Annotated in this window: 12 protein-coding genes; 4 read left to right on the plus strand and 8 right to left on the minus strand. The window is 46.5% G+C overall.

Annotated elements, in window-relative coordinates:
- The first annotated feature begins 56 nt into the window (after nt 1-56).
- The 3 genes from GXP69_RS05080 (at nt 57) to GXP69_RS05090 (ending at nt 2,454) form a co-directional block, all read left to right on the plus strand.
- Nucleotides 57-353 (plus strand): HNH endonuclease, encoded by a 297-nt coding sequence (locus tag GXP69_RS05080; RefSeq protein ID WP_163913111.1) that lies wholly within the window; start codon nt 57-59, stop codon nt 351-353.
- A 46-nt stretch (nt 354-399) separates the two neighbouring features.
- The gene (locus tag GXP69_RS05085; protein WP_163913113.1) at nt 400-1,455 is read left to right on the plus strand and encodes a DUF6687 family protein; all 1,056 of its coding nucleotides are present in this window, start codon (nt 400-402) and stop codon (nt 1,453-1,455) included.
- A 147-nt stretch (nt 1,456-1,602) separates the two neighbouring features.
- The gene (locus GXP69_RS05090) at nt 1,603-2,454 is read left to right on the plus strand and encodes a universal stress protein (protein WP_163913115.1); all 852 of its coding nucleotides are present in this window, start codon (nt 1,603-1,605) and stop codon (nt 2,452-2,454) included.
- Nucleotides 2,455-2,486: 32 nt separating this feature from the next.
- Here GXP69_RS05090 and GXP69_RS05095 read toward each other — a convergent pair whose 3' ends face one another.
- The 4 genes from GXP69_RS05095 to GXP69_RS05110 form a co-directional block, all read right to left on the minus strand.
- Nucleotides 2,487-2,885, minus strand: a complete 399-nt coding sequence (locus GXP69_RS05095) for a hypothetical protein (RefSeq protein ID WP_163913116.1) — start codon at nt 2,883-2,885, stop codon at nt 2,487-2,489.
- A gap of 36 nt (nt 2,886-2,921) precedes the next feature.
- The gene (locus tag GXP69_RS05100) at nt 2,922-3,764 is read right to left on the minus strand and encodes a thermonuclease family protein (protein WP_163913118.1); all 843 of its coding nucleotides are present in this window, start codon (nt 3,762-3,764) and stop codon (nt 2,922-2,924) included.
- Nucleotides 3,765-3,809: 45 nt separating this feature from the next.
- Nucleotides 3,810-5,813 (minus strand): tetratricopeptide repeat-containing sensor histidine kinase, encoded by a 2,004-nt coding sequence (locus GXP69_RS05105; protein ID WP_163913120.1) that lies wholly within the window; start codon nt 5,811-5,813, stop codon nt 3,810-3,812.
- A gap of 208 nt (nt 5,814-6,021) precedes the next feature.
- Nucleotides 6,022-9,450 carry an amidohydrolase family protein gene (locus GXP69_RS05110; protein WP_235925568.1) on the minus strand — a complete coding sequence of 1,143 codons (3,429 nt, stop codon included), beginning with the start codon at nt 9,448-9,450 and terminating at the stop codon, nt 6,022-6,024.
- Nucleotides 9,451-9,731: 281 nt separating this feature from the next.
- Between GXP69_RS05110 and GXP69_RS05115 the strand changes: the two genes are divergently transcribed.
- Entirely contained in the window at nt 9,732-11,765 is a 2,034-nt protein-coding gene (locus GXP69_RS05115; RefSeq protein ID WP_163913122.1) for an Ig-like domain-containing protein, read from the plus strand.
- Nucleotides 11,766-11,862: 97 nt separating this feature from the next.
- Here the strand turns inward: GXP69_RS05115 and GXP69_RS05120 are convergent, their stop codons facing one another.
- From GXP69_RS05120 to GXP69_RS05135, 4 genes are all read right to left on the minus strand, one after another.
- Nucleotides 11,863-15,510, minus strand: coding sequence for an AAA family ATPase (locus GXP69_RS05120; protein ID WP_163913123.1), 3,648 nt, complete (start codon nt 15,508-15,510; stop codon nt 11,863-11,865).
- 10 nt (nt 15,511-15,520) lie between these two features.
- Nucleotides 15,521-16,168: a hypothetical protein gene (locus tag GXP69_RS05125; protein ID WP_163913125.1), complete on the minus strand. Its 648-nt coding sequence runs from the start codon at nt 16,166-16,168 to the stop codon at nt 15,521-15,523.
- Nucleotides 16,169-16,307: 139 nt separating this feature from the next.
- Complete coding sequence (locus tag GXP69_RS05130; RefSeq protein ID WP_163913127.1) at nt 16,308-17,537, minus strand: exonuclease SbcCD subunit D C-terminal domain-containing protein; 1,230 nt, start codon at nt 17,535-17,537, stop codon at nt 16,308-16,310.
- Between the two features lie 130 nt (nt 17,538-17,667).
- Complete coding sequence (locus tag GXP69_RS05135; RefSeq protein ID WP_163913129.1) at nt 17,668-18,075, minus strand: hypothetical protein; 408 nt, start codon at nt 18,073-18,075, stop codon at nt 17,668-17,670.
- Nucleotides 18,076-18,210: the final 135 nt, after the last annotated feature.

Genomic DNA, 18,210 nt, shown 5'->3' on the forward strand with positions numbered 1-18,210 from the left:
TTAATTTTACCGGGCCATATAAAACCTGCAGCTAGGGTAACTTGTTTAAACCCAGTATGGGAGCTAAAAAAGAAGAACTGCATTGCGAGCTGTGCGGACGTGAGGTGCAGCAGGTTTCTAGGCACCATTTGGTGCCGCGCGAAGAAGGTGGCCGCTATGGTGCCACTGCTGATTTGTGCCAGCCCTGCCATAGTACCCTGCACCTGACTTTTACCAACCGCGAACTTGCCGTACTTTACAACTCCATACCAGCATTGCAGCATGCCGAGCCACTGCAGAAATACCTGAAATGGGTAAAAGGAAAACGTGTGGAGCGTATCACCAACCGGCGGGGCCGCAACAAGAAGGGATAATAACCCTACCTTTGCATCTGAACCACTTGTTTCGCACCTTTATAGTATGATCAAAAAGCAGTTTATCCCTTTCTCGGAGCTAAAAAATAAAAGAGCTATAGTTGTAGACAGTACACACCCCAATGGATTTACCCTGTCGCACTGGCGCGGCGCTCCAACGCCTGATGAGATCCGGGACGATACCAGCGCCGGCATTGTGCTGCATGCGCTGCGCACTAAGCTGCTTGATATGGAACTGCCTTATGTAACTGCCAACCATTTTGATATTGATGGTTTTGTAGGTGTCTGGAGCCTGCTTAACCCCGAACTGGCTTTGGAGAACGAGGAACTGTTACGCCAAATGGCCCTTATCGGCGATTTCCGAGAACTGGATCTGAACCACCCGCTAGCTGGCGAAGCGCTAAAACTGGTTTGCTGGATAAATGCCCGTGAGCGGGAAATCTTCTATAAACCTTTCGGAGCCGACGAGATGGAGGAGAAGGAAGTAGTGCAGTGCGTTAAGAAGTTCGAATATTTTCTGCCCCGCTTTAAGCAGGTGCTTAAAGATCCGGACTGGGAACGTGGCGCCTGGGAAGATGAAGTAGGAGATGTATTGCTGGGCTACCGCACACTGTATCATCCCAACACGAAACTGACCCGGCACCCTGAAATCGGTTTGATCATTATTGAAACACCGGAGCCGGTGCATTATTATGCGCTCTTTAGTCGCACAGTTGGCTTTGATATAGTGCTAACCTGTTACAGCAACAACCGCTATGAGCTGGAGTACAAGTATACCACCTGGGTTGACATTGCATCGAGGCCTACGTTGCCCCGCCTGCCGATGGAGCCGCTTGTTACTAAACTAAATGCACTGGAGCAAAGTAACCGCACCTGGACCTACGACTCTGTAACCGAGACCGGGCCACTACTGCGCCTGCAGGGCGATGGACTTAAACGGGAGGATGCCTATGATAATCCGACAGAGCGGGAGATATATCCATCGAGCATTCCGGTAGATGTACTCAAACAAACTATAGTGCAGCATTACACAGAAGCCTACCAGGGGATTCAGCCAAAGTTTAACTGGACCTGGAAAGAGGTGAAAGCGTTAGGGCAGTAACTATAGCAATGGTACGGTTGTGGTGGCAAATTAGAGGCGGATGATGATTGTTATCATTTTCAGGTTTTTTCCGTTCATATGATTTGGTAGCCTGCTTATAGATAGCAATATTGACATATAATTGATCCTCAAGCACAATCGGAACTCATGAAAAAAATACTCTGCCCTACTGACTTCTCCCAGACAGCCAGCAAAGCATTAGACTATGCCATTTATATTGCCAAACAAGCCGGTGGTCATCTCTCGGTGCTTCACGTGGTACATCTGCCTATTGTTGATACATCAGAAACCGCCCTGGTGGCCAGCGAGCTGCTTGGCGAACAGATACGCGATGCAGGTGAGCGGCTGAAAGCCATGGTGATGCAGATAGAAGAAAAGCACGGAGCTAACCGCGGTGGCGGATTTACCTGCGACTATATCATAAAAGAGGCGCTTCTTACCGACCTGGTAGAGCACTTGTCTAAAAAAGAAGGCTATGACATGGTGGTGATGGGTACCACCGGAGGCGGAAATGCATTGGAAGAACTGCTTATCGGTAGTAATACCGAAGCTGTGCTGGAAGAAGTTAAATGTACGTTACTGGCAGTGCCGGCAAAAGCTGCTGACCCAGCCTTCCATAAAATAATTTATGCTACAGACTACTGTCCGGAGGATGTAGAAGCCATGCGAGAAGTAGTAGCATTTGGCAGCCTTTTCAATGCCCGTATCGATATGGTGCACGTTGCAAAAGAAGCAGGTACCGAAGAAGACCGTAAGGCCAACGAATGCTTAACCCAGATTAAAAGTAGTTTCCCGGATGTGCCTTTGGAGATGCATCAGGTAGTAAACAAACGCCGTGACGAAGGTCTGAAAGCATACTATAAGCAATCTGGCGCCAATGTAATGGCAATTTTGCGCAGGCACAAAGGCTTTTTTGCCGAACTCTTTTCCCAGAGCCTGGCCGACCGAATGACCTACCAGGCAGAAGTACCGCTACTGGTTTTACACGACAGAAAATAGCAAAGCCCCGAAAGGGGCTTTATTTATTTAGATTAAAAATCATAACGCACTTTATTTATATCAAACACATCTGCAAAACGCTGGCTACACTTGTCGCAGTTGTAGCGGCCATAATCTTCTATGGCACGTTGTAAGGATACATTCTTGAAAACGCCTGTACAGTTTAGCAGCAACTCACATTTATTATCCACATGGAAGATGTCTGAACGGTTGTCGTCGCATACCCAAACGCGCGTTCGCTCGGTGCCGGGGGCTATTACATAAAACTTCGGCGCAGGGCGGCGTTGTACAGTGTCGGGCTCCTGTATAGTTTGCTCCATGCCTATGGTTGGGGTTTCCTGCTGTTGTTCGGTAGGCTGGCAACCAAACAACAAAGCAGCGACTATAGCCAAACCAAAGGCTTTGTGCTTAATGGCAAATCTGTTTTTCATTTAATAAAAGGGTGCAGGTTAAATATAGATATAGTTTTAGTTAGCGCAGGTTTTATCGGCGCGGCGGCCGTACTCGCGTATCGCCACAGCCTCTGTTATAGTCAGTGTCTCAGTCTTGCAGCGCTTTAGTACTGAGCAGTTTTTAGAAAAGTGATATACGCCTGAGCCTGTGCTGTTGCAGATGTATACTTTTCGGGTGGTGGCTCCGGCAGGCAGCGCTGCATTGTGTGTTGCCGCTTCTTTTTTTGCTTTTTTGGCGGCAGCAGTTTCGCGTTCGGTTTTTCTGAAGTCCCAGGGGGCAACCGGATTTGGGGCCTCCCAAAGCCCGCGCTTGTATCTGCGTGCATCAGCTTCCATGTTGGCCAGGTTTTTATCTTTAGAGTAAGCCTTGTAGTGCCATGCAAATCCGTTCTTAACTAATTCTTCGTTCAGGCTGCGGCCATCTGGTAAAATAATGGTGCCCACTACACGGCCATAGCGGTCTTTGTTGTGTTCTATCAGGCGCACTGTTTTACCAAAGGCTAAATCAGAAGTGAACTGACGTGCCCGTTGTCCAAAATCCTGATTTTTCTCAGGGCTATCTACCCCATACAACCTCACTTTTATAGTTTCGCCATTGCGGAGCAGTTCTATTGTGTCGCCGTCTTTAACAGCTACTACCTTATCGCCGGTTGTTGTTGGTTTTGTTGCGGTTGCTGCCGGAACATCTGCATTAGTTGCGGCAGGGGCAGGTTGAGTTGGCTGGGTTTGTGTAGGCGTAGCGCCCTGGTTAGCTGTCTGTTGCCGTTGCCTGAACTGCTCCTGTACTTCCTGCTTATCGGTTTGTTTGCAGGCAAGCAGGCAGCATAAAGCAACATAAATGAACAGGTGGCGAAACATATGCGAGGGTTTTAAAAGTTATACTTTATTTGGCAGCGAGTAGTTTTATAGAATGGCAGCGGTAGTCTGTAGTTCTGGTGTTTCGGAGTTTTGGCGCGTACTGATAGGTAAGGTAAATTTAAAGATACAGCCTTCGCCGGGAGCGCTTTCAACCCAGATACGTCCGCCATTGCTTTCAATAAAGTCTTTGCAGAGCGCAAGGCCAAGGCCGCTGCCTTTTTCGCGGGCGGTGCCCAGTGTTGTATAAGTGCGTAGGCCAAAAAGCCGCGCCTGGTTCTCGGCACTGATGCCAATACCGGTATCGCGTACTGCTATCTGCAGTTGTTTATTTTCGAGTAATTCAGTCGCTATAGTTATAGTATCTGCCTTGCTACAGAACTTTATTGCATTAGATACCAGGTTCCGAAGCACCAGTTTTATCATTTCGGCATCAGCATAGGCAAGTGCTTTGGGGTGTACTTCATTATAGAGAGCTATTCCTTTACGTTGTGCCTGAGGTGTCAGCAACTTAATATTTTCTTCGACCAGGGCATGTATGCTTACGTGTTGCAGTTTCAGTGTTGCGCCCTGCATCTGCGACCTTGTCCAGAGCAACAGGTTATCAACCAGCCAGAGCGTGTTCTGCTGTTCACCTTCCAATACTTTGGCGAAGTAGTGGAATTTCTCTTCCGGAATCTTACCCATCGACAGCATTTGCAGTAATGATTTAAGCGACAACAAGGGGCCGCGTAAGTCGTGCGCTACCACCGAGAAAAGTTTGTCTTTCTGATAATTCAAACGCTCCAGTTCTTCTTTTTGGTTGTGTAGTGCATGTGCCTGCTCTGCCAGTTCGTTCTTTTGCTGCTTTATATTTTCGCTGTAGCGGCTCACTTTCTTGTTTTTGCGCGATAGCAGCTTATTCAGCCTTTTCATGCGGCGGTTGCCCCTGTAGGTTATAACTATAAGCGCGAGGGCCATTATCAGCAGCACAATAGTGGCATACTGAATAAACGTTTTGTTTTTCAGCTCATGTTCATGCCGCTCATGTTCTGCCAGTAACAGCAGGTTTTCTTTTTCTTTCTGTGCCGTTTCATACTTTACCTGAAAGCTGGTGGTTTGTCGGGTAATTTCTTCGGAGTTGGTACTGTCCGTATAGATCGTATACAATCGCAGATACTCGTAGGCCTCCTTATAGTTTCCTATCTCGTTATAGATCTGGTGGAGGGTTTCAGCAGAAGTTTTTATCTCGCTCTTTGAGTGCGTTTGTTGTGCCAGTTCAAGGCTTTGGTGCCCGTACAGTGTCGCTTTCTCATAGTCCTTTAGGCCCCAGTAAGTTTCAGCCATGCCGCGGTAGGCGTAAATACGGTCGTGCAGGTTATTGCTCCGGAAAGTTAGTGCCAGACCACGTTGCAGATAATGTAAAGCATTTGGGTACTTCCCCTGTTTCTGATAAGTGAACCCGATGTTTACGAGGCTGATGACCACGCCCCGCTGATCGTTTATTTTCTCTTTCAGGGGTAACGAGCGCAGGTAATACTTCAGAGCCAGATTATAGTCTTTCTTGCGCTGGTATGCATTGCCCATATTGGTCAACGCCCTTGCTATGGATATGGTATCGCGGGCTGCGTTACCGTAAGTGAGTGCCTTCTGATAATAAGCTATAGCCTTGCCATAGTTGTTCTGTCTGTTATAAATATTGGCAATGTTGTTGTAACTGGCGCTCAGGCCAATTGTATCTGCTATCTGCTCACGTAGCTTTATAGCCTCGTAATAATGCTCTGTAGCTGTGTTATAATCGCCGAGGTTAAAATAGCCAACTCCGGTATTGTTATATGCCTTTGCGAGCAGCTTTTTATCTTCGATCTTGGCGGCAGCTTCAATAGCTTCTTTACCAAAGGCTACCGCTTTTTTAGGATCGGAGTACCAGTACGATTTACTAAGGTCGCAGAGTTCTTCTGTTCGGTGGTGCAATGCTGATTTGTCCTGTTCTGTACTGCTATTAGCTGTATTGCCTTTGAATGGCGGTACAATCAAAGCAAAAATAAATTGGAGCAGCAGGACAGCAGTCATCAGTAGTGGGGTGTAAGCGTTAGTTTGTTTTGTAGGGTATCAGGAGGCATATACAATACAAATATACTATATATTAATTTATAAAAAACATACCTGTCGTGTTGTTTTATTGTGCTTTAGCCGGTGGGCAAATAACCTGTTAAGCTATAGTTCATAAAAAAGCCCTTCACCAGGGTGAAGGGCTTTTGGGAATATAAAAAGTAAGTTGTTATTGTTGAATACCTGGCACGCCAACCGGCATTGCACTGTGCCAGTTAAACTCAGCTGCTTTGCGGGCAGTAGGAGCCAGTTCATCCATCGTATCAGCATTGTACAGGCGACCATTACGCATCACATACTTAATGGTATTTGTGTTGCGGATGTTCTCCAGCGGATTGCTATCCATAATTACAAGGTCAGCCAGCTTGCCGTTTTCGATTGATCCGATATCACCTTCAAGGCCAAGCGACTTAGCTCCCAGTATAGTAGCTACTTTCAGCGCGTCGTGGTTGCTCATGCCACCAGACTGCACCGACCATAACTCCCAGTGGTAACCCAGGCCCTGCAACTGACCGTGCGAACCGATACCTGCCAGGCCACCTTTTTTAACAAGGTTGTTCACAAACTCGGCGTGGCGCTCGAAAATGTGCTCTTCTTTTGCAAACCAACCTGGTCTGCGGCGCGCTTTTGAGTCCAGCTCTGCTTTAGGAGTAAAGTAGTTCAGCTTTTTGTCGCCAACTACATCTTCTGTTGCATAGTAGTAGTTTTCTGCCCAAGGGCCACCATACGATACAAGCAGGGTAGGAGTGTAGGCCATTTTTGTTTCGGCTACAAAATCAATTACATCCTTGTACAGCGGGTAGATCGGGAAAGAGTGCTCATGGCCAGGATAACCATCTATCGCCTGGGTCATGTTCAGTTTAAAGTCGAGTCCACCTTCTGTAGTTGGCAACAGACCCTGCTCTTTGGCAGCCATAATGATCCACTGGCGGTGCTGACGGTTACCAACCAGGTACATTTTTATAGTTTTGGTATTGTAGTACTCAGAGTACTGGCGCAATATGCTCTTTGCCTGATCAAGGCTCTTCAGGTTATAAGACCAGAAACCAACACCAGGGCCGGTTGAGTAAACACGCGGTCCAACCATTTTACCGGCATCTACCATGTCAGCATAAGTTAGTACGTCGGTTGTACCAGTTTGCGGGTCGCGGGTTGTAGTTACACCGTAAGCCAAGTTAGCGGCATACATCCATACCTGATTAGTGTGTACACCCCAGCGCGGCCACATGTGTGCGTGCGTGTCAATAAAGCCAGGCGTAATGGTCTTGCCCTTTACATCAATCACCTTAGCGCCCTGCGGCACTGTGAGCGAGCCTGATTTACCAACTGCTTTAATGCGGTTGTTCTCTACCAGAATGTCGCCGTTTTCAATCACTTCGTTGCCATTCATAGTAATAATGCGTGCGCCTTGCAGCAACACAATGCCCTGCGGTATATCACGCTCCACCTGAATGGCAATTTTTGTTTCCTTAGGCTTGTAACCTTCAATAACGATAGCTTCTTTCTCAGTTTTAACACTATCAGTTTTTGCTTCGGCTACGCTTTTTTCAGCTTCTTTCTTTCGCTCGGCTTCACGGTCCATTTCTTCTTTCTTCGCTCTGGCTTCATCCAGGTTATAAGCAAAGAAACCATGACCGATTGTCCAGTAAACGGTTTTGCCATCGGCAGACCAGCTCGGGAACTGACCACCAATTTCGGTTAATTTCCAGCTCGGGAATTGCGAAGAAGCAACATCAGCTACAGAAATAGTTGGTGTTTCGCCACCTACTATCGGTATAGTTACCACGTAGATCTCGTTATTGATCAGGGCAAGGGCTCTGTCGCCAACTGGTGCTTTGATTAAAGTAGTAGCGTTCGACGCTTGTTGCTGCGGTTCGCGCTCGTTCTGGTGCAGCATGTGGCACATTTCTTCCTGAACGCCATCGCCGTTTACAGTACCAAATGTTGTAATACCTTTCACCTTCAGGTATGATTTCTTATCTGTACCATCCCAACGGATAGAGATCAGACCATCGGCATTGCTGTACAGGTAAATGCGGTCTTCGCCTTTAACAAAGTGTGGGTTAGCGCCCTGGTTGGCATTGGTTACAAAGGTGCTCTTGCCGCCTTTAGCCGGAATCCAGTTTATAGTTTGTCGCGCTGCAAATGCACCCGGACCTGGTTCTTCTTTATAAGCCTGTGCAGATCCTTTAGTGAAAACGATGCGCTCTCCATTCGGAGTCCAAACCGGCTCCTGGAACACGGCATTTTCCTGCGTTAACTTTACAGGTTTGCCTTTGCCATTCGCATTGGTTTTGTAAATAGCGCCACCGGTTTTCTCATCCCAGGTTACGTAAGCTATAGTTTTACCATCCGGCGACCAGGCAGGCTGGGCCTGTGTAAACTCCTGATCAGCCAGGCGTTTTGGTTTACCATTCGGGTAGTCCATTACATATAACCTGTCCAGCGCAGTAAAGGCTACTTGCTTGCCATCCGGAGACACGGTTGCATCGCGCAGCTGCGTAACCGTCATCATTTTATCGTCTTTGATCGGGTATTTGAAGTCCAGCATAGGACCAACCGCAATCTGGGTTTTTACCTCGAAAGGAATTTCTTTGGCTGCACCGCCGGCTACCGGTATACTATAAATTTTACCGCCATAAGATGCTACCAGGTTTTTGCTGTCTGGCGTAAACGACATGGCAGGTAATACACCCATTGGTGCTATCGATTCCTGCTCGTCGCGCTGCACAGGGTAGGCCAGCCATTTTTCTTCGCCGGTCTGCAGGTTCTGGGCAATTAAGCCGGTTTGGTTGTTGTGGCGCGTACCATAAACTAGCCAGTTGCCATCCGGCGACAAGGTTGGTGTGAAGGCCGAACCGTAACGAGCTGTTCTGCCGGAAATTTCACCGGTCTGACGATCGAAAGTTGCCAGTTGGTACTGTGGCAATTGGGCGTTATAGTTCCAGGAACCATTGCGTTGCGAGAACCAGATATAACGGCTGTCTTTACCAAAAGCAGGCTCTACTGTTTTAAGTGTTTCCGGCTTGTTGATCAACTGTACACCAGCACCGCCCTCTTTGTGGTACAGGTGCAGTTTAAGGTTACGACGTCCTTTTGAGGCTACCAGGTACTCACCATCCGGAGTCCATTCGGCAGAGAAAAAGTTTTCGTTTTTGCTCTTGCTGATCTGTTTGGTCTTCTTGGTCGCCAGGTCCATTGTCCAGACGTTATCCGAGCCATCTCTATCTGAAATGAATACAATGGATTTACCGTCCGGGCTGAAGCGGGCTTGCGTATCAAACGCCATGCCTTCGGTTAGCTGCGTTGCTTTACCACCTGTTATGGGCATCAGATACAGATCGCCCAGCATATCGAAAATGATCTGCTTTCCATCCGGGCTCACATCCAGCGAAAGCCAGGAGCCTTCGGTGGTGTTGATGTCTATTTTACGAGCCCCTTCTAACGGAAGATCCTTTTTCTCTTCCTTCTTGGGGTCGTCTTTTTTGGGTTTTGCTGCATCCTGTGCCATTGTTGGTTCCAGGAACAGACCCAGCGAGCAGAGCAGGAGCAAATTTCGCTTCCAGCCGCCTTTAAGTGGGTAAACTGTCTTTTTCATTAAGCTTAGTGTAAAGCAAGTGTATGATTAGTCAAAGTGAATATAATTCAGGAAAACTTCTTTTGAAAGCACTTTATACAAATTGGCTGCAAATGTCTGCAGAAGAGCCTTTTTGATAGCTAAAACCTAGAGAATAAAGATTGAAATTCCTGATTTACTCTAAACAGAGAAGAGGGAAATATCATTATAAGTGGGTATTGTTACTATATTTTAAAAGGGAGTTATTTGTTGGATTTTTCAAATTGAAAATTGACATTTAATAAACTTTTAGCCCATTCCTCATGAAGAAAATTTTGCTCTATCTGGTAACACTGGTTATAGTTGCAGCCTGCAGTTCAACAGATGATCCTGCACCTGTAACTGTCGGGACCATTGATCTGATCACAAAAAATGCTACTCCGGGAGATATCGTGGTAGCTAAGGCAGCCACTAAACCTGCAATTACTTCTTCTTCATCTATTAAAGTTGGGGAGTTAAATGTGCAGGTATTTGCTGGAGATTCAAATCAGGTGCTTTTTATTATGCCTGTAGTTGCTTCCGGTAAAGTAACAGTTGATTACAGTGGTATTGGTATTAATAAGCAGCTTGAATTTACGGTTAGTGCTTACACACCTATTACAAATCCTATAGCTGTAGCTAATACTTTTACAACTGAATTAGATGCTGTTGCTACTAAACTGGAAGCATATGTAAGTGACCCTGTTATAAAGTTGAACCCGGCATATATTGAAGTATTGAACGAGCATAATAAAGCTGTTAAAGAAAACTTCTCTAAGCTGACAGCCGAAGAGCAGTTAAAAATGGCCTATATGTTACGCAGTGTAATGCTCGATAATAAGGATTTTGCATTGGATGCGCCAAATCCCGGACATTTTAGAACGAGCAGCGCTGATGATGTAAGTGATGAAATGTATAAACTTGGTTTGAGTTTTGTAAAAAGTATGATTGTGGGTGCAGTAACCCTGGGCCTAGGTTCTCAATTAGCAACTCTTCCATCTCCTTTATTATACGATAAGGTTGCTGCCGGAGCTTTAAGTGCGGTTAGTATTGGTTTTTTTGTAAAAGCACATACCGAAGCACAAAGGATAGGTGGTATGAAGGGGATAGCCGAAAATATTCTGGCATCATTTTCAGACAATCGTGAAGGTGCCATATCAACGGAGTCGACTGGTGCAGCAGGCGATATTGAGTTTAATAAAGGTAAAGTAAAAACAGTAACGCTTTCAGGAGATTTCAGAACCCTAAATCAAACAGATTACAGCTCTTCAGTCGGGTTCATTAACAATACCCTTAAATACATATCAAAGCTACAGGATTCTTATAACAGCCTGGTTAGTATTGCTAATAAAATCAAAAGCTGGTTTTTCGGAATAGGCCCGGAACTTCCTTTATATGCCAATCCTGTAAAGGCTCAATCTGCTAAAAAAGAACTTCCTTTGCCGGCATCAGATAAGGTTGGTATTAAGAGTATCTCTGATGCAAGTATACAGCTGAAGATGACACCTAAAACTGCAGGCAAATTTGATATTGTTGCAACAAGTACCAGTACCAGTTTGCAGGACAAGCCCTTTAGTTTTGATATAGTTTATACGGATAAAAATTTAAGCATTGTCCAGACAAAGAAGATCACTGCAACTTATAAGCCAATACAACCTAATGCTGTATCAATTGCAGACGGTAACAACCAGACAGTTGAAGCTGGCAAAGCTTTACCAAAACCACTGAAAGTGAAAGTAGTGGATGCAGATGGGCAGATAATGAAGGACATAGAAGTTTTATGGTCAATAAAATCAGGCAACGGCACGCTGAGTGCAGCTAAATCTGTTAGTGATGCCCAGGGTATTGCCCAGGTAACCTGGACCATGAACCAGAACCCTTCAGGAGATCAAAAGGTGGAAGCTATAGTTAAGAAGGGAGATGGCACTTTAGTTTCCGGAGCGCCTATAGAGTTTTCAGCGGTGGGAAGTATACAAGGGATTTGGGTGGCTACCAAAATAAATGGCGTAGCCATGGGCAATTGGGGAAGTGATGGCTATAGGAATAATAGCTTTAAATTAACATTAGAAAGTCAAAAGGGAAGTTGGGTGGCTAATTATTCTTACAGGAATGATGATGGCAGCATAGGCACTGGTAATGCAACACGCCAGATCACGTCTTATCAGCAAGTAGGGCAAATGCTTCATATGACTGATTCTTATGGGCAAAGTGCGACATACCTGATTTCCAACAGAACGGCTACAACTATGAAGCTGACACTTTCCAGCGGAGATGTGGATGTTATGGAAGATGAAGTGTTTGAGTTCGTAAAGCAATAGTTTGAAGGCTTACAGTTTAGCTTTAGTTGATACATATTAAACCAAAAGAGCGAATCAAATGATTCGCTCTTTTGGTTTAATATGTATCAAATTAGATTTACCACCCAACAACCTCAACCTTACTAACCCCACCAGCCAGTTTCTGCACTTTTATCTGCGTGCTGATGCGTTCTTTCAGGGCTTCGACGTGCGAGATGATACCGATCATTTTGCCGCTGGCCTGTAGGTTTTCTAAAGTAGAAATAGCAGCATCTAATGTATCAGCATCCAATGTACCGAAGCCTTCGTCGATGAACAGGGAATTGATCTGCGTGCGGCGGCCGGCTAGGTCTGATAAACCTAATGCTAACGCCAAACTAACCAGGAAGCTTTCGCCCCCGGATAGTGTATTCATTGGGCGCTCGGCTTCGGCCTGATAAGTGTCAACTATAGTTAGCTCCAGGTCTTCGCCCTCTGTTTTCTGGATGCGGTAGCGGTCGTTGAGTTTTTGCAGGTGACGGTTGGCCAGCTCCACTAATCGGGCTAAAGTAAGGCCCTGCGCAAATCGACTGAACTTGTTACCATCAGCAGAACCGATCAGGTCGGCAAGCTGGCCCCAGCGGTGGCATTCTTGTAGTTGCATTTGAAGTTTTGCAGCCAGTTCCTGGTTTTTATCGCGCTGTTGTTTGTCCTGCTCCAGTAACTGCTCCAGTTTAGCTCGCTGTGCGATGAGCTCGCGGAGTTCAGTTGTTTTGGCAGCCAGTTGTTGTTGCAGCACTTCTATTGTTTCTGAAGTCAGGTTTTGAGCTTCAGCCTGTGCAAGGTCGTGCTGCACATCACTCAGCGATTTTCGGGTTTCGGTGAGTTGCTTTTCTGCCAGCACTTTTTGGTTCGCCAAACGGTCTGCTTCGTCGCGGTTCAGCAGCATCAGGCTAAGTGCTTCTATTGTTTCAATGCCCTTTTGTTTCAGCACGTGCAGCAAGCCATCGCGCAAAGTATCCAGCTCCGATTTTTTATTCAGATGGGTGGTGGTGTATTCCTGCTTGCGCTGGCGTTGTTCCTGTAGCTCCAGCTGCTTTTTCTGGTGGGCAGCCCGTGCAGTTTCGGCAGCTTTAGCCAATCGGGCAAGTTCAGTTGCAGCTTGCTGACGTTCCTGCTCAGGTTTTTTATCGCCGAACAGCTGCGTACGCTCATCTTTATAAAGCGTCAGTTTTTGATGTATCTGCTCCAGTATATTCTTCTTGTCCTGCAGGGTTTGTTCTTTTTCGGCAACTCTTTCCTTCAGGGTTTTTACCTGCTCCTGTAATTGTACATATGGTTCGCGCAGGTCTTCATAAACATCACATTGCTGCTGATAATGATTGGTCTTTGCTTCCAGTTGCTGCAAAAGCTCGTGGCGCTGCTGCGCTACAAATTCGAAACTATAGCTCGCAGCAAACGATTGCGCTGTTTGCGTAAATACTTGTTGCTGCTCCTGCAGGTCCTGTAGTTGTGCGTTATAACGTTGCAGTTGCGCTTTCAGCATATCTTCAGATTGCTGTAGTTTGCTTGCCTGCGCCTGTGCCTGTAGTTGCTCTTCGCGGTATTTCTGCAGTTGCTGGTTTATCGTTTCAATGTCGCGGGTATAGGAGCGGGCAGTAGCCAGGGTTTGTGTAAGCATGCCGACAGCTTCGCGTTGCTTTTCGAGTTGCTGCTGCAAGGCTATAGTTTCGGAGATGGCTATAGTTGTACTGCCACGCTGTTGCCGGAAAACTTCCTGCAAGCGCGCCAGTTCTGTTTCTGTCTCAAGTTTAGCTTTAGCAGCCGTTTCGTGCTGGTTTTGCAGGGTGTTTAGGCTTAGTTGCAGCTGTTTTATAGTTGCATCCAGCTCCTTTACCAGTGCCAGTTGGGCATCGCGGCGTTGCTCTTCTTCCGAGAGCGTGCCGGTATAGTTGCCTTCTACAAACGGGTGCTGTTCCGACCCACAAAGCGGGCAGGGCTGATCAGGCTGAAGGGCATGACGGTGCTGCTCCAACTCTTGTATGCGCTGTTGCAGAGCTACCAGTTTCTGAAGGTCTTCCAGCTTTTCGGTTGCCGTTTTATAGTTGGTTTCAGTGGTGGTGAGCTCAGCTTTTTTAGCAACTATAGTTTGATCCAGCACAGTTACCTGCTCGGTTAACTGCTTTGCTTTTTGCTCCTGCAAACTATAGTTCTGCGACAGCTCTAACAAACGCTCGTAGCGGGCCAGCAAAAGCGGCTGCTCCTGCGCCAGTTGCTCCAGCTCATCAATGGTTTTAGTTGCCAGAATGATCTGCAGTTGTGCCAGTTTTTCCTGCTTCTGCGCATCCAGCTCGGTCTGCTTTTGCTGTAGTTCTTTTTGTGATGCTGCTATAGTTTGAAGTTGTGATGCATCGGTCTGTAGCTGCTTTTCTATGGTATGCTGCTCTTTTTTAGTGGCAGCTATAGTTCGCTCTGCTTCCGAAAGGTCTTTTATCGTTTGCCTGAACTCGTGCAGGTTTTCACGCAGGTCTTTCAGTTTGGCATTCTCGTTTAACCATTTTTTTAACGCTGTTGCCTGCTGGGTTATAGTTGCAAGTCTTGCATCCTCCTGCTCCAGCGAAGTTTTCTCTTGCTTCAGCACATTCTCTACCTGCAGATAATGCTCTTTCTCCGTTCTGAACTGCTCTCGTATCGTTTCCAGCTGATGGTCGAGTTGCTGCACCTGAGCTAGGAGTGGTTCCAGTTTTTGTATGGTTTCTTCCTGCTGCTGATGTGCTTTGGTAGCTTCTATAGCCAGTTGCCCGGCCTGCTCCAGTTCCGCTTCTAGCATAGGAAGTTGCTTTTCGAGCGATACCAGTTGGGCCTGCACTTCCGACAGTTGCCCATTGGCAGCTTTAATCTGGGTGAATTCGCCTACAAACTGGTTTGCCTGCTCGTGCTGGTGCAGTTTTACAAAGTCCGGTTGCAGGCTGGCCAGTTTTTCTTCGTGCTGCTGTAGTTCCAGTTTACATTTTTGAGCGCGCTCACGAAGCTGCTGCAACTGTTTCAGCCAGTTAATTTTCTCCTGTAGCTGTGTGGTATCGGAGGTAAGTATAGTTTCGGTTTGTGTGAGCTCTGCTATAGTTGCTTCATATGCCTGGCGCTGCTCTTCGGGCAATAGTTTGCTGTCCTGCAGCCGGCGCTCCAGTTCATCTTTTATCAGGCGTTCGGTTTTCGCCTTTTCGTATGCAAACTTCGATATCTCGGAATAAATACCTGTGTCTGTAATTTTCTCCAATAAGCTGCTACGTTCGTTCTGGTTGGCCTTCAAAAAGCGCGCAAAATCACCCTGCGACAACATCACCGACCGCAGAAACTGACTATAGTCCAGCCCGCAGATCTCGGCCACTTTATCCGGCACCTGACTTGGCTTCAGGTCAAAGGGTTTGTCATCTTCCAGATCGCAGAGCTCCATGTGTACGGCCTGTATCTTGCCATCCAATTTGCCCCGGCTGCGGCGGATCTGCCATTTGCTGCGATAGCGTCTGCCATTGGCTTCAAACTCTACTTCCGATGTGCTCTCCGATGTATGGCGCGTCATCAGGTCCAGCGGTTTGTCGTTGTTGTGGCGGTGCACCATGCCGTAAAGCCCAACGGTTATCGCATCCAGAATGGTGGTTTTTCCAGCGCCTGTCGGTCCGGTAATCGCAAACAAACCGGCATCAACCAAAGGGCTCTGGTCGAAACGGATCACGTGCTCACCTTTCAGCGAGTTCAGGTTCTGGAAACGGACGGACAGGATTTTCATGGGGTAATCGTTAATGGGTAATAGGGCGGTTGTAATTAATATTGTGCTTTATGTATTTTTCAAAAGTACCTATTCGCTCTTTCGGCTTAAAATTATAGTTGAATTTACCATAGTAGAATGAGTTGATGTTTTTCTCTTCTTCACCATGAATAATGTAATACTCTCCATTAAACTCTGCACCGAAGAGCTCAATGTTAAAATCTACCTGAGCAAAATCGGTGTAGGCATGTACTATATTGCCATCCATTACCATCATGGTGTAGGCGTAAAATTTTTCAGGGTTACCGGTAACAGCTTTCAGTATACCGAATATCAAGCCATCGTCTGTTTTGTAGAGCTTATAGTTTAACTCTGTATAATCTTTCTCTAAAATAGCACGATACTTTTTACTTGGAGCTCTTTTTATAAAACACGCAATATCAAGCTTAGCCATCTCCCGGAGCTTTCCTAAAGCAGCTGAATCTGTATAAGCCTGAACAGAGAAGTCCTTAGCAGTTAAGAATGTTTCGTCTTTAAAAGTGAAGGCATTACCTTTAAAACCACGAGGGAGTTCATTAGTAAGGTAGTTTGTATACCTGGCACATGGGTTACCCTTTTTGTATTTTTGAGCACTTACCGCGAGGGGTAGCAGGAGAAAAAGAAATAGTAGTTTCTTCATGGATATCCTTTTTGTATTTCATAATTGGCAAGCCGAGTGTAGGAGTTTCGCACGCTGCGATGTCTGCTATAGTTTAAGACGCAACGTATTGCGTCTCTACAATCTCAAACTCCTAAACTCTCTAACTCTTAAACTATAGTTAGCTTTCTTGTTCCTGGCGCATCAGTTCTAAAAGTTCGTTAAAGCTGGCTACCAGTTCGGTGTGGTCAGAGTCCGGAAACTGGCTATGGCAGCGTTTCAGGAACACTTCTTTTTCCTGCAGCGTGTGCAGATCGGCTTCTTCCAGTACCTGTTGCTCTAAGGTCTGGCGTTCTTTTTTGATGATCGGCGGGCGGTGGATGAGCAGGTGCAGTTCGTCTTTTTTGAGCTGCAGTGCTTCTTCCAGTTGCTGGTTCAGGTCGGGTAGGGGAGCGTCGAGTTCCAGTTGAATCTCGGCCCAGGCTGGCAAATTATAGTTGCTGTTGTCGTAGGTTATGATCTGCTGTTTTACCTTCTCCAGGTCGCCTTTAAAGCGTACCAGTTTGCGGCAGACCGGAATGTCTAGTTCGCGAAGCTCAGCTAACTTACCAGCTTCAAAATCAAGTATAAAAACCACTTTGTTATCGGTCACTTCGCTAAAGCTTAGCGGAATTGGCGAGCCGGAATAACGAATATGGTGCGTGTTGTTAACTTTCTGTGGGCGGTGCAAGTGGCCTAGCGCCACATAATCAAACTCCTTCGGAAACTGGTCTGCGCCGATCTGCCCCAGGTTGCCTACATGTATCTCTTTTTCGCTCTCAGATGCGGTGCCGCCGGCTGCAAACAAATGGCCCATGGCTACAACAGGAACCTGCTGTGCTTTGTAAGGCTGCACGTGTGGCACAAACTGAACGTAATGGTCGGCAATACCTTGTTTTAAACGGGCTTCGCGCTCTTCGTAGGTTTCGCCGGGAACAGATAAACGGATGTCGCGGTCACGCAGGAACGGAACAGCGCAAACGATAAGTTCTGGTTTGTCGGCAGCATTTTTCAGAATGATGAGTTCATCCAGTGGGTCAGGAGTGGCGCCACCTACAACCTGTATGTTCATACTGGCCAGCAGGTCTTTGGGGGCATTTAGTGTCGAAACCGAATCATGGTTTCCGCCTATAAACACGATGTGCCTACAACAGGTAGCGGTTACCTTGCGCAGGAAGTCGTAGTATAGTTTAAGGGCAGTGTTGGATGGAGCACCCGAGTCGAATACGTCGCCGGCCATCAGCAGCACATCTACCTGCTCTTGCTCAATGGTTTGCAACAGCCAGTCCAGGAAGTGCTGGTGTTCTTCGGTACGTTCGAGGGTAACTAGGCGCTGGCCCAGGTGCCAGTCTGATGTGTGTAATACGCGCATAATCATTCATCTCCAAATCCGGAACAAGATACATCGGAATATATAAATATTGCAAATTGGAAGAAAAGAATATTATGCACATGGTCCGGCAGTGGACAATGCGATAGGCATTAATTCTGTAACTATAGTTTTAAGCTAGCAGCCATTTCATAGCCACCTCAAGATCGGAAAAGCTTTTTACTTCGAAACGGGTTTTGCCCTGTGCTTCGGCACGCGAAATAACAGATTCTAAAGACAGCTTATGAAATACGCTATCGGGCAGTACTCTTGCCAGTTTTTTAAGGTTGGTTTGCGAGAGCAGTTCATAAAATTCGTTTGCCATCCAGTCTTTCGCCTTAGGCCCCAGAGCGCCTAAAATTTTACCATTGGCAATGGCCCGTTCTACTTTGTAGTCGCGGAGGGCTTCGTATAGTTTGGTGCCGCCAGTAATCAGTTCGTCGTCAGTTACATGGCGCAGCCACTCCGAGTGCATTAAGTTGCCTTTCAGATCGACTTCGATCCTGTAGAAATCAGAAGCATAATAGGTAATGAAAGGCATAAACTGTATTAAAGTATAGTTGCTGTAGTAAACCTGGGCAATCTAATAGTCAAAAGTATGTAAAAAATTACATCCTGCACGTTATCGTATCTTATTTATTTTGATCGTGCACTATAGGCTGAAACTGTAAGTGAA

It is taken from the genome of Pontibacter burrus (assembly GCF_010686685.1).
GTDB classification, from domain to species: Bacteria; Bacteroidota; Bacteroidia; order Cytophagales; family Hymenobacteraceae; genus Pontibacter; species Pontibacter burrus.

What these genes read in the sequence shown, in the direction of transcription:
- GXP69_RS05080 (WP_163913111.1), top strand. Translation starts at nt 57, where the DNA reads ATGGGAGCTAAAAAAGAAGAACTGCATTGCGAGCTGTGCGGACGTGAG.
- GXP69_RS05085 (WP_163913113.1), top strand. Translation starts at nt 400, where the DNA reads ATGATCAAAAAGCAGTTTATCCCTTTCTCGGAGCTAAAAAATAAAAGA.
- GXP69_RS05090 (WP_163913115.1), top strand. Translation starts at nt 1,603, where the DNA reads ATGAAAAAAATACTCTGCCCTACTGACTTCTCCCAGACAGCCAGCAAA.
- GXP69_RS05095 (WP_163913116.1), bottom strand. Translation starts at nt 2,885, where the DNA reads ATGAAAAACAGATTTGCCATTAAGCACAAAGCCTTTGGTTTGGCTATA.
- GXP69_RS05100 (WP_163913118.1), bottom strand. Translation starts at nt 3,764, where the DNA reads ATGTTTCGCCACCTGTTCATTTATGTTGCTTTATGCTGCCTGCTTGCC.
- GXP69_RS05105 (WP_163913120.1), bottom strand. Translation starts at nt 5,813, where the DNA reads ATGACTGCTGTCCTGCTGCTCCAATTTATTTTTGCTTTGATTGTACCG.
- GXP69_RS05110 (WP_235925568.1), bottom strand. Translation starts at nt 9,450, where the DNA reads ATGAAAAAGACAGTTTACCCACTTAAAGGCGGCTGGAAGCGAAATTTG.
- GXP69_RS05115 (WP_163913122.1), top strand. Translation starts at nt 9,732, where the DNA reads ATGAAGAAAATTTTGCTCTATCTGGTAACACTGGTTATAGTTGCAGCC.
- GXP69_RS05120 (WP_163913123.1), bottom strand. Translation starts at nt 15,510, where the DNA reads ATGAAAATCCTGTCCGTCCGTTTCCAGAACCTGAACTCGCTGAAAGGT.
- GXP69_RS05125 (WP_163913125.1), bottom strand. Translation starts at nt 16,168, where the DNA reads ATGAAGAAACTACTATTTCTTTTTCTCCTGCTACCCCTCGCGGTAAGT.
- GXP69_RS05130 (WP_163913127.1), bottom strand. Translation starts at nt 17,537, where the DNA reads ATGCGCGTATTACACACATCAGACTGGCACCTGGGCCAGCGCCTAGTT.
- GXP69_RS05135 (WP_163913129.1), bottom strand. Translation starts at nt 18,075, where the DNA reads ATGCCTTTCATTACCTATTATGCTTCTGATTTCTACAGGATCGAAGTC.